This is a genomic window from Streptomyces luomodiensis (assembly GCF_031679605.1).
Lineage (GTDB): Bacteria > Actinomycetota > Actinomycetes > Streptomycetales > Streptomycetaceae > Streptomyces > Streptomyces luomodiensis.
The window spans coordinates 105,762-119,154 of the sequence record NZ_CP117522.1 but is presented as its reverse complement, the minus strand read 5'-3'; the positions used below and the strand labels follow the sequence as shown (position 1 = coordinate 119,154).

Genomic DNA, 13,393 nt, shown 5'->3' with positions numbered 1-13,393 from the left:
ACGGTTCCCCGACATCGTGCCCGGCCCCGGCACCGGCCTCAAAGGCATCGCAACTGCCAAGGGGTATGTGGTCCCGTCCGGCGGCTCACCGATGACAGTCCGGGGCCCACCGACATGCAGTCGGTGGGCCCCGGACTGGTGGTCCGTCGGGAGGATTACACGCGCGTCGCCCTCAGCAGGACCAGTCGCTCCGGATACAGCGCGGGCGCCTGCAGCCCGGCCTCCGCGAGCACCGAGCCGGGGAGTTCGACGCCCTTCTCCGTCCACCACGGCAGGTGCATGCCCCAGTGGTAGGCGTTGCCGTCCGGCACGTCGCCCGGGGCCTGCGGACGTATGCGGTAGACGGCGCGCGGGTCCAGGCCGGGCAGCCGCACCGGGCCGGTGGGGTAGAGCTCGGACGTGCGGCTGGCGACCAGCGCGTAGATGGCCTCGGACCCGTCCTCGGCGACCACGCCGTGCACCTGGTAGGCCGGATCGGCGTGGTCGCCGTGCACCGCCGTCCCCGAGTGCAGCAGCGGTCGCAGTTCCTTGTACAGGGCCACCCACTGCGCCAGCCGTTCCAGTTCCTCCGGTTCGGCGGAGGTCAGGTCCCATTCGATGCCGAAGTGGCCGAACAGGGCAGTGCCGGCCCGGAAGTCGAGCGGGTGGCGGCGGCCGGTGGTGTGGGACACGGGCGAGCCGACATGCGTGCCCATCAGCTCCAGCGGGACGAGGGCATTGGTCCACCGCTGGATCTGCTGCCGCTCCAGGGCGTCGATGCAGTCGGACACCCACACCCGGTCCGTACGCTCCAGGACGCCGAGGTCCACCCGGCCGCCGCCCGAGGAGCAGGACTCGATCTCAACGCCCGGATGCAGGGAACGCAGTTCGTCCAGCAGGCGGTAGACGGCCGCGGTCTGGTCGTGCACGCCGGCCCGCCCCCCGGGCTGGTGCCCGGCCTCGACGAGATCACGGTTGTGGTCCCACTTCAGATAGGAGATGGGGTAGGTGGCCAACAGGTCGTTCAGTCGCTGAAGAATGTACGCGTACGCCTCGGGCCGAGCCAGGTCGAGGACCTGCTGGTTGCGGGCGGCGCCGGGCAGACGGCCGCCGGTGGCCATGATCCAGTCGGGGTGGGCGCGGGCGAGGTCGGAGTCCTCGTTGATCATCTCCGGTTCCACCCAGATCCCGAACTCCATGCCGAGCGCGGTGACGTGGTCCGTCAGCGGGCCGAGCCCCTCGGGCCAGACCTCATCGGAGACGTACCAGTCGCCGAGCGCCCGACGGTCGTCACGCCGTGCGCCGAACCAGCCGTCGTCCAGGACGAACCGCTCCGCGCCCACTGCGGCTGCCGTGTCCGCGAGCCGCTTGAGCCGGCCCAGGTCCTGGTCGAAGTAGACCGCTTCCCAGGTGTTGACGACCACGGGGCGGGGTGAGGACGGGTGGTGCGGGCGGGCCCGCAGATGGCGGTGGAAGCGGGCGGACACCTCATCCAGGCCGCGTCCGTACGCGCCGTACTGCCAGGGCGTGGAGTAGCTCTCGTCCGGCCCGAGCGACACCTCGCCGGAGAGCAGCAGTTCTCCGGAGCCGAGCAGCGCGACGGAGTGGAAGGTGCGCTCCGCGAAGGTGCGGTGGTTGCCCGACCATGCCGTGTGCACGGCCCACACGTCGCCGCTGCGGTTGCCGAAGCCCTGGGTGCCGGCCGCGAGCAGGTACGCCGCGTCGAAGCCGGTGCGGCCCGTACGGTTCTCACGGACCCGCAGCCCCTGGGTGAAGGCGGTGCGCTGCGGGCTGCGCTCGCGCAGGTGGTGGCCGGTGAAATCGAGGAGTTCCACGGCGGCGGGCGGAACGGGCAGGGTGAGGTTGACCGCGTCCACGGTGAACGGGGTGTCCGCGAGGTTGGCCACGGTGGCGCGCTGGCGCACCAGCCCTTCGGCTGTCAGCTCAATGGTCAGCGTCAGGCCGAGGGCCGCCGTCGTGTCGCGTGCGTGCGCGACGACGGTGCCGTGGCGGTCACCGTCGCCCCTCTCGGCGAGGGTGAGTTCGGTACTGGTGACGCGGAAGGCGGACGAGAAGTCCGCGCCGCCGCGGTTGCCCACCAGCCCCGGAGTGCCCAGCCAGCCCGCCGACTGCTCGGGCAGTACGGAGACCTCGACGGGTTGGTCGACGGAGAAGCCGATCGGCTGGCGCAGCGACGCCAGCCGCAGCGCATGAAGGTGGGCCGCGGAAAGGTCTCCCAGGTCGGCCCCCCAATGCAGAACGCGCGGGAGGGTGTTCCCCGACAGGTCCAGGACCAGAGCGGCGCCTGCGGCGCGCAGATGGACCACATCAGGCGTGGAGGTGAGGGAATCAGCTGACACAGTGGCGCTTCCTCGGAGTGGGATGTTCCTGCGTCGTTGACTTACTTAATTCAGCGACGTAACAATGCTCGCGAGCCTATCGGCCTCGTCCGGAAGACACCAGGGTCCAGCGATGACGGATGTCCCGGCCGCAGGCTTCGATCCGACGGGAGTGAATATGGCGCGTACGTTCCTGCACGAGGGCTGGCTGCTGAGCGCGATGCGTGGCCCGGTGCCGGACGCCGTCCGCGGGCGCACGGTGCAGGCCGCTGTGCCCGGCAGCGTGCATCTCGACCTGATGGCTGCGGGCCTCATACCCGACCCTTACCTCGACCGGGTCGAGGAGGAACTGGTATGGATGCACCGCACCGACTGGCAGTACCGCCTCACCTTCGAGGCCACGGCCGCGCAGGCCGGGGAGCGCGTGGACCTGGCCTTCGACGGCCTGGACACCGTCGCGGCCATCACCCTCAACGGCCGGCCGATCGGCACCACCGCCAACATGCACCGCAGCTACCGCTTCGACGTCCGCCCCCACCTCGTCGACGGCGCCAACGAACTCACCGTGGGCTTCACCTCCGCTCTTCAGCACGCGGAGGACACGGAAGCGGCGCTCGGCCGTCGTGAGCACGTCTACCCCCATCCGTTCAACATGGTGCGCAAGATGGCGTGCGGTTTCGGCTGGGACTGGGGCCCCGACCTGCAGACCGCCGGTATCTGGAAGCCCGTCCGCCTGGAACGCTGGCACACGGCACGACTCGACCGGGTCCGGCCCCTCGTGACCGTCGAACCCGACGGCACCGGCGTCGTGGAGGTGCACGCGGACGTCGAACGTGCCGTGGCCGACGGGCCGGAGCTGGTGCTCACCGCCGAGGTCGGCGCATGCCGGGCGCGCGCTGTGCTCGCCGCCGGCGACACCACCGCCGTGCTCCGGCTCACCGTGCCCGACGTCAGGCTGTGGTGGCCCGCCGGATACGGCGACCAGCCCCTGTACGACCTCCGCGTCGCCCTCGCCACGGCCGAGCGGCACGAGGATCCTCTGGACACCGTCGACCGGCGCGTGGGCTTCAGGAACATCACCGTCGACACCACGCCCGACGAGACCGGCACCCCCTTCGCCTTCGTCGTCAACGGCACCCGCATCTTCGCCAAGGGAGCCAACTGGATCCCCGACGACCACTTCCTGACCCGGATCACCCGCGAACGCCTCGAACGCCGCGTCGACCAGGCACTCGCCGCCCACATGAACATGCTGCGCATCTGGGGCGGCGGCATCTACGAGACCGACGACTTCTACGACGTGTGCGACGAACGCGGTGTGCTCGTCTGGCAGGACTTCCCCTTCGCCTGCGCCGCCTACCCCGAGGAGGAGCCGCTGCGGGGCGAGGTCGAGGCCGAGGCGCGCGAGAACGTCGCCCGGCTGGCCGGACACCCGAGCCTGGCCCTGTGGAACGGCGGCAATGAGAACCTGTGGGGCTACGCCGACTGGGGCTGGCCCGAGCAACTGGCCGGCCGCACCTGGGGCCTGGGCTACTACACCGATCTGCTACCGCGGATCGTCGCCGAACTCGACCCGACGACGCCCTACGCCGACGGCAGCCCGTACACCCCCGGCGCCCCGGTCGGCGGCATCCACCCCAACGACGAGAACCACGGCACGCGCCACGAATGGGAGGTGTGGAACCGGCTCGACTACACCGCCTATCGCCACCATGTCCCCCGCTTCTGCTCCGAATTCGGCTTCCAGGGCCCGCCCACCTGGGCCACCCTCACCCGCTGGATCCACGACGAGCCACTCACCCAGACCTCGCCCGCATTCCTGCTCCACCAGAAGGCGGAGGACGGAAATGGCAAGCTGGACCGCGGCATGGCCCCACACCTGCCCACCCCGCGCTCCTTCACGGACTGGCACTGGGCCACGCAGCTCAACCAGGCCCGCGCCGTCGCCTTCGGTGTCGAGCACTTCCGCTCATGGTGGCCCCGGACGGCCGGGACGCTGGTGTGGCAGCTCAACGACTGCTGGCCCGTCACCTCCTGGGCCGCCGTGGACAGCGACGAGCGCCCCAAGCCGCTGTGGTACGCGCTGCGCAGGGCCTACGCCCCGCGCATGCTCACCTTCCAGCCCCGGTCAGGCAGGCTCGTCCTCGCCGCGGTCAACGACACCGACGAGCCGTGGACAGGGCGCCTGGTGCTCGAGCGCCAGACGTTCGAAGGCGTCGTCCTGGCCGGTGCTAAAGTTGACCTCCGGGTGGGCCCCCGTTCGGTCGTGCTCGTGGAACCGGACGACGCACTGCTCACGCCGGAGGAGGTCAGGCAGGAGGTGCTCATGGCGTCCTCGGAGGGCGTGCGCGCCATCCACACCTTCTGCGAGGACCGGGACCTCGCCTACCGGCCCGACGCGCTGAGCGTGCAGGCACACGCAGTGCCAGGCGGCTACCGCATCGACGTCCGGGCCACCTCCTTCGCCCGCGACGTCGCCGTACTGGCCGACCACGTCGCCCACGACGCGATCGTCGATGACATGCTCGTCACCTTGCTGCCGGGCGAGACCCACTCCTTCCACGTCCACACCAGCCGGATTTTCGACCCCGCTGTCCTGACCGCCGCGCCAGTGCTGCGCTCCGTGAACAGCCTCTGTCACCCAACACCGGAGATCGGATGACCCCTGCCCACCGCGACCGCGCCCAGCCGGGCGCCCTGGGCCTCGTCCTCGCGCGCTCGACCCGCCTGCTCGGCGTGGAGCCGTTCTTCATGGAGTTCATCACCGGGATGGAGGAGCGCCTGGTGACGCGAGACATGTCAGTGCTGCTCCATGTCGTCCCGACGTACGAGGAGGAGATCGCTGCCTATCGCCGGTGGACGGAGGGAGGTCTGGTCGACGCGGTGGCCGTGGTCAACCTCATCGAGGGTGACCGCAGACCGGCTGTCCTGCGGGAGTTGGGCCTGCCGGCAGTCCTCGTCGGCACCTGGCGGGACGACCCCGGAGTGCCAGCCGTGCGTACCGACGACCGCGGCCCCGTCCGCGACGCCATGGCCCGGCTGGCGGAACTCGGACACCGCGTCATCGCTCGTGTCGCGGGACCACGGTCCCTCCTGCACACCCAGGCCCGCAACGCTGCGCAGGAGGAGGAGTGCCGGGAGGCGGGCATCGAGGCGGTGGTCGTCGAAGGCGACTACACGGCCGAGTCCGGGGCCCGGCTCACCGCCGAACTGCTCAAGCGGAACCCCCGGCCCACGGCGATCCTCTACGACAACGACGTGATGGCGGTCGCCGGACTGGCCACGGCCAAGGAACTGGGCCTGGACGTCCCCGCTGATCTGTCACTGATCGCCTGGGACGACTCCACTCTCTGCCGACTGGCCTCGCCACCACTGACGACCATGACCGTGGACGTACACCGCTACGGCGTACTGGTCGCCGAAGCCGCCCTGGACCACATCGACGGCCGGCCCGCCACCGAGCGCTGGTCCCCGACGGCCCACTTCGTGCAACGCGGAACGACGGGGTCTGCGCCCGGCCAGGTGGAGTGACGAGCCCACGTCACGGCTGGGAGCGCGGGCTCGCAGCGGTACCGAGCCCGCAGCGCCGCCACCGTCGGTGCCGTCGGGGTCCCGCACAGGGTGGGTGACCGGCTGTTCGGCGACGTGGGTCCCGGCGGTCGCGTCGGCGTTCGTCGTCATGACCACTCACCTGTCTTCCTGCTCGGCTGTGCCCGGTCCTCGGGCAGAACCGAGTCTTCCGCCCCGGCAGCCCGGCAGCCACGTCCACGGTGCCAGGTATCCCACAGATACGGACATCCGGCGAACCGGGGTCGGCGCATCGCACCCGACCACGCGCTGGCCGATGACCGAGGGTGGCGGATTCGAGACGCCGGCGATCAAGTCCCCTCCGTGCCTCAAGCCATGACGTGCTGACCGGCTGCCTGGGGCGATAAGCGGTCGCGCCCGGCGCCTCACGGCTCAGCCAGGACTGCCCGAGCACGTTACCTGAGCTGGTACCTGCGGTGCACAGCTCCCCCGCTGGATAAGTTAAGCCAGTGAAGTTAGGGCTTGACAACGATGTCTTATAGGGCAGAGTTGATCGTGTAAAGCTTCCGGTGTGCCCGAGCCGAGGGGCGTAACCGGCATGCCCGCGGCGGCAGCGGCGACGAAGAAGTCGCCCGTCACATGCCGTCGGCCTTGTCCGCGCCCCCGCTGTACCGCCCTCGCGACCTCGCCACTGAATCCGCGCGAAAGGTGTGCTGTGTTACTGGAGAAACGCGTCTTCGAACACCGGCGACCGATCCTCAGCGTCGTCGTCCCCTGCTACAACGAGGTGGAGGTGCTGACCCACACCCGTGCCCGCCTTGACCGGGTTCTGAAAGAGCTCGTCGGCGTGGAGTGCGAGCAGATCTACGTGGACGATGGCAGTACGGACGGAACGTGGCAGGTCATCGACCGCCTGGCGCGGCAGTCGGACTCCGTCCGGGCCGTGAAACTGAGCCGGAACTTCGGTCATCAGTCCGCTTGCCTGGCCGGTCTGCGGGAAGCCTCCGGAGACGCGGTCGTCCTGATCGACGCGGATCTGCAGGATCCACCGGAGCTGATACCGGAAATGGTGGCGCTGTGGTGGGACGGCTGGTCCGTAGTGTCCGCGCGGCGCCGTAGCCGCGCGGGGGAGACGCTGTTCAAGAAGGCCAGTGCGTACGTGTTCTACCGCACGCTGAACCTGGTGTCCGACCATCCACTCGCTCTGGATACCGGGGACTTCCGGTTGCTGGATCGTGAGGTGGCCGCACTCCTCGGGGAGACGACGGACAAAAACGCATACCTGCGCGGCGCGGTGAGCTGGCTCGGCTTCCCGGAGACCGGTGTGGCGTACGACCGGGAGTCCCGGCACGCGGGCGAGTCCAAGTACACCCTGCGGAAGATGCTCGAGCTGTCCCGGCGCGGGCTGCTGGCCCACTCGTCGGTGCCCCTCCGTCTGCCCGCCTACCTGGGCACAATCGCGTTGGCCGGCGGACTGGCCCGCGCCGCGGTCCGACGTGACGTCAGACTGCTGGCCGGCCCGGGTGCCTTCGGCGCCCAGGCGCTCGCGCTCGGCATCGTGGGCGAGTATCTGCAGACGGTGTTACGGCAGGTGCAGGCCAGACCGGCCTACATCGTCGAGCGGCGTATCGGAGCGACCGCCCCGTGCCTCCGTGCAGAGGAGCGTGTCGCCCTGTGAGCACCCGAACGGCAGACGCCGTACACGGCACCACGGCACCTGTGGACGTCGTCATCGTCGGTGCCGGTTTCACCGGGCTGGCGGCGGCATGGGAACTCGCCTCCCAGGGGCGGAAGGTGCGGATCCTGGAACGCGAGGACACCATCGGCGGACTCGCAGCGAGCTTCGCCATCGGCGAGGACAAGCGGATCGAACGCTTCTACCACCACTGGTTCTCCTCCGACCAGGAGATGATCCGGCTGTGTGAGAGCCTGGGCGTCTCCCACCTCCTCGAAGCCCACGAGACCCGCACGGGCATGTACTTCGCCAACTCCGTCTACCGCCTCTCAGCCCCCTCGGACCTGCTCCGGTTCGCACCGCTGCCCCTGCACGACCGGTTACGCCTCGGGCTGCTGGCACTGCGCGCCCAGCGAGTGAAGCACTGGCGGGAGCTGGAGTCCCGCACGGCCGAGGAGTGGCTGGTGTCGCTGGGTGGCCGCCGCGTGTACGAGGTGGTGTGGCGCCCCCTGCTGGAGGGCAAGTTCGGCAAGTACGCGGATCAGGTCGGTGCCACGTGGATGTGGACCAAACTCCACCTGCGCGGCGGGAGCCGCACCCGTTCCGGCAAGGAGATCCTGTACTACATCAAGGGCGGCAGCGGAGCCCTGCTTGATGCGCTGCAGCACCGGCTGCTGTCCCTGGGGGTCGACATCCGCACGGACACGGCTGCGGAGAGCGTGCACATCGACGGCGCCGGGGTGAGCGGGGCGACGGCCGGCGGTGTGTTCCACCCGGCCCGCCACGTGCTGATCACCACAGCACCACAGCCGGCGGCCGCTCTGCTGGACCACGAGGGCGCGGACCATCCAGCCGTACCGGAGCTCAAGCGGAGCTGGTCGACCGTCGACTACCTGGGGAACGTGTGCCTGGTACTGGAGAACAACCGGCGGCTGTCGGACACCTACTGGCTCAACGTCAATGACCCCGGCTTCCCCTACGTCGGCGTCATCGAGCACACCAACCTCGACCGTCCGGAACGCTATGACGGCAAGCACGTCGTCTACCTCTCCAAGTACCTGCTGACGGACGCGGAGCTGTACCGCATGTCGGACGAGGAGGTCTTCGAGTACAGCCTGCCGCACATTCAGCGCATGTTCCCCGCCTTCGACCGCGGCTGGGTGGAGCGCTTCCACGTGTGGCGTGCCGCGCACGCGCAGCCGGTGATCACGCCGCACTACACGCGGACGATGCCCTCGGTCGAGTCCCGCGTCCGGGGCCTCTACCTGGCGGGCATGGCCCAGGTCTTTCCCGAGGACCGCGGCACCAACTACGCCGTGCGCGACGGCCGCCGGGCCGGGCGCCTGGTCGCCGACCGTCTCACCTCATCCGTCACCGGGAGCAACCATGCCTGAGCTGCTGAGCGTCGATCAGGCCGAGGCCATGAGCACCGAGCAGGTACATGATCTGTACCGGCGGTACGTCAGCCGCAGCCAGGTCTCCCTCATCGGTTCCTTCGGCTTCGGCCGCGATCTCGTCGACCATGCCGAGGGCGCCTGGATCCACCTGTGTGACGGCCGCCGCATCCTGGACTTCACCGGTGGCGTCGGCGTGCTGAACCACGGCCACAATCACCCGAGGATCCTTGCCGCACGGCGCCGCTTCCAGGAACGGCGCCGCATGGAGGTGCACAAGAACTACCTCTCGCCGTACGTGGCCGCCCTGAGTCACAACCTCGCCCAGCTCCTGCCCGGCGACCTGAACATCAGCTACTTCCCCAACTCCGGGGCCGAAGCGGTCGAAGGGGCGCTGAAGCTCGCCTACAAGTACCACCGGGGCCATCGCGGAACCGTGCTGCACACCGACATCGCCTTCCACGGCAAACTTCTGGGCGCCGGCAGCCTCACCGCCTCACCCGAAGTCCACTTCCCCTACCCGCGTATCCCTGGCACCGACACCTTCGCCTACGACGACCTCGACTCCTTCCGGCTGGCGTTGGAGCGGCACGTCTCCGCCGCGGGCGAGTGCGACGTGTACGCCGTCGTCCTGGAACCGTTCAGCGCCTCCAGCCTGCGGGAGTGCTCCCCGCGCTTCCTGCGCGAGGTCCGCCGCATCTGCACCGAACGCGGCATCGTGCTGATCTTCGACGAGGTGTACACCGGATGGGGCAAGACCGGGGCGCTCTTCTACTTCATGCACCACCCCGGTCTCGTGCCCGATGTCGTCACCACCTCCAAGTCCTTCGGCGGCGGCAAGGCGTCGATCTCCGGATACATAGCCCGTGAGCCGATCGCGCGTGCCGCCTACGACAATCTGGCCGACGCCACCTTGCACAGCACGACGTACTACGGCTTCGGCGAGGAGACCGCGACAGCGCTGGAAGCGGTGGCGGTGGCAGTGGAGGAGGACTTCTCCGGCCGGGCACTCGAACTGGGCGAGCGGCTGGGCGAGGGGCTGTCGCGGGTAGCGGCCCGGCACCCGAAGCTGGTGCGGCGGGTCGAGGGACGCGGTGCGCTGCACGGCGTGTTCCTCACCCCGGGCCCGCAGCTGCCGGCCGGCCTGCGGCAGAAGCTGCCGACGACGGCGGGCAAGGACCCGCAGGCCGTCTCCAAGCTCCTGACCGCTGCCGTGGTCGCCGCCCTCTACCGCGACCACGGCATCCTCACCTTCTTCGGCTCCAACCGCCTCATCGCCCTGATCGTCTCCCCGCCGTTGGTGGCGCGGGACGACGAAGCGGACCTGTTCGTGAATGCCTTGGACGAAGTCCTGGACCAGGGTGCCTCCCGGCTGCTCGCCGGACTGGTGCGGGAGAAGGTGGCCGGATGAGGATCACCGAGCGCCACCTGTATCTCTCCGGCCTGCCGAGGTGCTGGGCCGCCGCCTATCAAGCGCTGCGTCCCGCGCCGGCGTTGCGCGAGGCGGTGCGCCACACCACTGGAAGCCTGAACCGTATGCCGGCCGGCTACCGGTGGGCGATGACCGTGGCCCTGCGTTCGTTCCCGATGGCCTTTCACGCCGTCACCCGCCGCCGGATCCGCCACGCCTCACCGGACGAGGTCCGCGCCGGTCTTGCCCGGCTGCGCGGCTTCCCCGGTTACGCCGATGTCCTCCGCATGACCACGGCACTGGCGTTGTACGGAGCCCTGGACGGCACTCCGGCCGAAGCACGGACGAGGGAGGCCGCCGGATGAGCTGGGACAGCACGCACGGCCGCCGGGCCCGCCCCGCGGACATCGAGTGCGACGCCCTGGTGGTCGGCTCCGGCGCGGGCGGCAGCGTCGCCGCACTGGAGCTGGCCCGCGCCGGACGGTCGGTGACCGTCCTGGAGGAAGGCCCCAGGGCCGACACCCGCGACCTGGCGACGGCCAGTCCGGCGGAGTCGATGCGCCACCTCTACCGCAACGGCGGCGCGACCGCGATCCTCGGCACCCCGGCCATCGCCTACGGCGAGGCCCACGCCGTGGGCGGCACCACCGTCGTCAACGGCGGCCTGCTGTGGGAGCCGTCACCGACCGTCCTTGACCGCTGGGCCACCTGGTCGGGCTACGGCAGCTACCGGGCGCCGGTCATCAACTTCCGATTCGCCGAGATCCAGCAGCGCCTCGGCATGATCGTGCAGGAGCACGGAGGAGGAAACGAGGATTCACGGCTCCTGGCAGGAGCCGCCGAGTCGCTCGGATGGCGCTGGCAGCACCCGCAGCGCGTCGTACGCGGCTGCCGGCACCGCAACCAGTGCGCCACCGGCTGCCCCAGCGGCGCTAAGCAGAGCATGGCCCTGACCTACCTGCCCGAAGCAGAGGCACTCGGAGCCCGCATACGCCCCGGTGTGCGCGTGCACCGGATCACGCACGACCGGGGCATCGTGCGCGGCGTGGAGGCGAGTGGCCCGGACGGCCGCAGGGTCCGCTACCGCGCCCGCACCGTTTTCCTCGCCGCCGGTCCCATCGGAACCCCCGTACTGCTGCGCCGCAGCGGCATCCACCGACGCACGGCCGGAAACCGCCTCGCGCTCCACCTCAACCTGCGGACCATCGCCCGCTTCCCCCAGGTCGTGGACGCCGGACGCGGCACGATGTTCACCGCCCAGGTCCAGGAACACTCCGCGCTGGGCATGCTCGTCATGCCGTCGAACCTGACCCCCGGCGGTCTGGGCGCCGCGCTCGCCGGCCGCGACCCGCGTGAGGTCGACGCCTTCCTGGCCGCCCGAGCCCACCTGGGCATGTACACCACGCAGGTACGGATGCAAGGCACCGCCCGGATCGCCGCGCTGGTGGGCGGCACCCCTCTGTTGCGGCACGGCATGACCCGCGCCGACCACCATGCCTTGTGCCTGGCGTTCCGCAGGACCGCACAGCTGCTGTTCGCAGCGGGCGCCGTGGAAATCCTGCCACCGACCAGCTCCGCCGCCCCGCTGCGTACGCAGGCGGAGGTGGCGGACCACTGCGCCCGGATCCGGCCGGGCGACTGGGAGCTGGTCTCCGTGCACGGCATGGCGAGCTGCCCCATCGCACGGCCCGACCGCGGCGGGCTCTGCGACGAGCTCGGCAGACCGCACGGCTTCACCAACCTGCACCTGTGCGACGCCAGCGTCCTGCCGGGCGCACCAGGCATCAGTCCGCAGGGAACGATCATGTCCTTCGCCCACGAGATCGTGGGCCGCCACCTGGAGAGCACGTGACCGACCGACCGACCACACAGCGGGCCACCACACTGGCTGCACAACCGAGTGCGCCGCTGTTCAAGCCTGCCGCCGTGGTGGCATCCTGCGTGGGCTTCGTGCTCATCGGGGCCCTCCAGGCCCTGTACGGGCCTGCCATCCCGGGCCTGCGCGCGGAGTACGGGCTGTCCCCCTCGGCCGCCGGGCTGGGGCTGAGCGCCCACTTCATCGGCGGTGTCGCCGGTGTGCTGCTGTTCGACCGGCTCTTCGGCCGCGTCGGCAACCGCCCACTCCTCGCGGCTTCCTACCTGCTCATGGCCGTCGGTGCGGCAGGCTTCGCGCTTGCGCCGAACTGGCCCGTCGCCCTGGTCATGGCGCTGCTCGCCGGACTCGGCTTCGGAGGCATCGACTACGGCCTCAACCAGCTCTTCGCCGTCGGCTTCGGCCACCGTTCGGGCGCGATGCTCAACATTCTCAACGCCCACTTCGGCGTCGGCGCGATCCTCGGCCCTGCCCTCATCGGCGGCGTCGGCGCCGAGCACTACCCGGTGGTCTTCGCCGGGTTCGCAGCCGCCAACCTGCCGCTCCTGCTGTGCCTGAAGGGAGTACGCGACCGGGCACCGCAGCCGGCCGACCCCGCTCGGGAGACGCCCGGCACTACGGCGCTGGGCCGCAGCCTGGGCTCGGTGCTGGCTGTCTTCGTCGCCCTCTATGTCCTGCACGTGGGCATCGAGGCGGGCGTGGGCGGCTGGGAGCCCACCCACCTGGAGACCGTGGGCCACGGCGCGGGTGTCGCCGCCACCGCCACTTCCGTGTACTGGCTGATGATGACCGTGGGCCGTTTCCTGGTCGCGCCCATCGCGCTGCGCTTTTCCGCCCAGGCCATCATCACGGTCTCGTGCGCCGGCATGACGGTCTGCCTCGCGCTGGCCACGGTGCCGGCCCTCGCCCCCTACGCGTACGCCGGCGTCGGCCTGTTCATCGCGCCGATCTTCCCCACCGGTCTGCCGTGGCTCAACAAGGCGGCACCGCGGGCCCGGCGGGCCGGAGCCCTGGTGATCGCCGCGTCGATGATCGGCGGCGTGGTGGCGGGCCCCGCGCTGGGCAAGGCCATTGAGTGGTCCGGTGCACGCGCCGTTCCGATTCTGCTGGGCGGCATCTCGGCCTTGTGCCTTGCCGCCACCCTCTGGCTGGTCCGCGCCACGCGCTCTGCCAGGGCCAGTTGACGCACTGCTC

General features: G+C 70.4%; 9 protein-coding genes. 8 read left to right on the top strand and 1 reads right to left on the bottom strand.

Annotation, left to right across the window (positions count from 1 at the left end):
• Positions 1-155: 155 nt before the first annotated feature.
• Positions 156-2,339 carry an alpha-galactosidase gene (locus PS467_RS00540; RefSeq protein WP_311033415.1) on the bottom strand — a complete coding sequence of 728 codons (2,184 nt, stop codon included), beginning with the start codon at positions 2,337-2,339 and terminating at the stop codon, positions 156-158.
• Between the two features lie 157 nt (positions 2,340-2,496).
• Here PS467_RS00540 and PS467_RS00535 point away from each other — a divergent pair, with 157 nt between their 5' ends.
• From PS467_RS00535 to PS467_RS00500, 8 genes are all read left to right on the top strand, one after another.
• Positions 2,497-4,980, top strand: coding sequence for a glycoside hydrolase family 2 protein (locus PS467_RS00535; RefSeq protein ID WP_311033414.1), 2,484 nt, complete (start codon positions 2,497-2,499; stop codon positions 4,978-4,980).
• Positions 4,977-5,849, top strand: a complete 873-nt coding sequence (locus tag PS467_RS00530) for a LacI family DNA-binding transcriptional regulator (RefSeq protein ID WP_311033413.1) — start codon at positions 4,977-4,979, stop codon at positions 5,847-5,849. The genes PS467_RS00535 and PS467_RS00530 overlap by 4 nt, the downstream gene beginning before the upstream one ends.
• Positions 5,850-6,561: 712 nt before the next feature.
• Positions 6,562-7,524, top strand: a complete 963-nt coding sequence (locus PS467_RS00525; RefSeq protein ID WP_311033412.1) for a glycosyltransferase family 2 protein — start codon at positions 6,562-6,564, stop codon at positions 7,522-7,524.
• Positions 7,521-8,915, top strand: coding sequence for an NAD(P)/FAD-dependent oxidoreductase (locus PS467_RS00520; RefSeq protein WP_311033411.1), 1,395 nt, complete (start codon positions 7,521-7,523; stop codon positions 8,913-8,915). The genes PS467_RS00525 and PS467_RS00520 overlap by 4 nt, the downstream gene beginning before the upstream one ends.
• On the top strand, positions 8,908-10,326 hold the full coding sequence (locus tag PS467_RS00515) for an aspartate aminotransferase family protein (protein WP_311033410.1): 1,419 nt from the start codon (positions 8,908-8,910) through the stop codon (positions 10,324-10,326). Before PS467_RS00520 ends, PS467_RS00515 begins: the two co-directional genes overlap by 8 nt.
• On the top strand, positions 10,323-10,691 hold the full coding sequence (locus PS467_RS00510) for a hypothetical protein (protein WP_311033409.1): 369 nt from the start codon (positions 10,323-10,325) through the stop codon (positions 10,689-10,691). The genes PS467_RS00515 and PS467_RS00510 overlap by 4 nt, the downstream gene beginning before the upstream one ends.
• Positions 10,688-12,178, top strand: a complete 1,491-nt coding sequence (locus PS467_RS00505; protein WP_311033408.1) for an FAD-dependent oxidoreductase — start codon at positions 10,688-10,690, stop codon at positions 12,176-12,178. The genes PS467_RS00510 and PS467_RS00505 overlap by 4 nt, the downstream gene beginning before the upstream one ends.
• The gene (locus tag PS467_RS00500; protein ID WP_311033407.1) at positions 12,175-13,383 is read left to right on the top strand and encodes an MFS transporter; all 1,209 of its coding nucleotides are present in this window, start codon (positions 12,175-12,177) and stop codon (positions 13,381-13,383) included. Before PS467_RS00505 ends, PS467_RS00500 begins: the two co-directional genes overlap by 4 nt.
• Positions 13,384-13,393 lie beyond the last annotated feature (10 nt).

Excerpts from the sequence above, each read along its gene's own strand:
- PS467_RS00510 (WP_311033409.1), top strand. The coding sequence starts at position 10,323 with ATGAGGATCACCGAGCGCCACCTGTATCTCTCCGGCCTGCCGAGGTGC.
- PS467_RS00535 (WP_311033414.1), top strand. The coding sequence starts at position 2,497 with ATGGCGCGTACGTTCCTGCACGAGGGCTGGCTGCTGAGCGCGATGCGT.
- PS467_RS00515 (WP_311033410.1), top strand. The coding sequence starts at position 8,908 with ATGCCTGAGCTGCTGAGCGTCGATCAGGCCGAGGCCATGAGCACCGAG.
- PS467_RS00505 (WP_311033408.1), top strand. The coding sequence starts at position 10,688 with ATGAGCTGGGACAGCACGCACGGCCGCCGGGCCCGCCCCGCGGACATC.
- PS467_RS00530 (WP_311033413.1), top strand. The coding sequence starts at position 4,977 with ATGACCCCTGCCCACCGCGACCGCGCCCAGCCGGGCGCCCTGGGCCTC.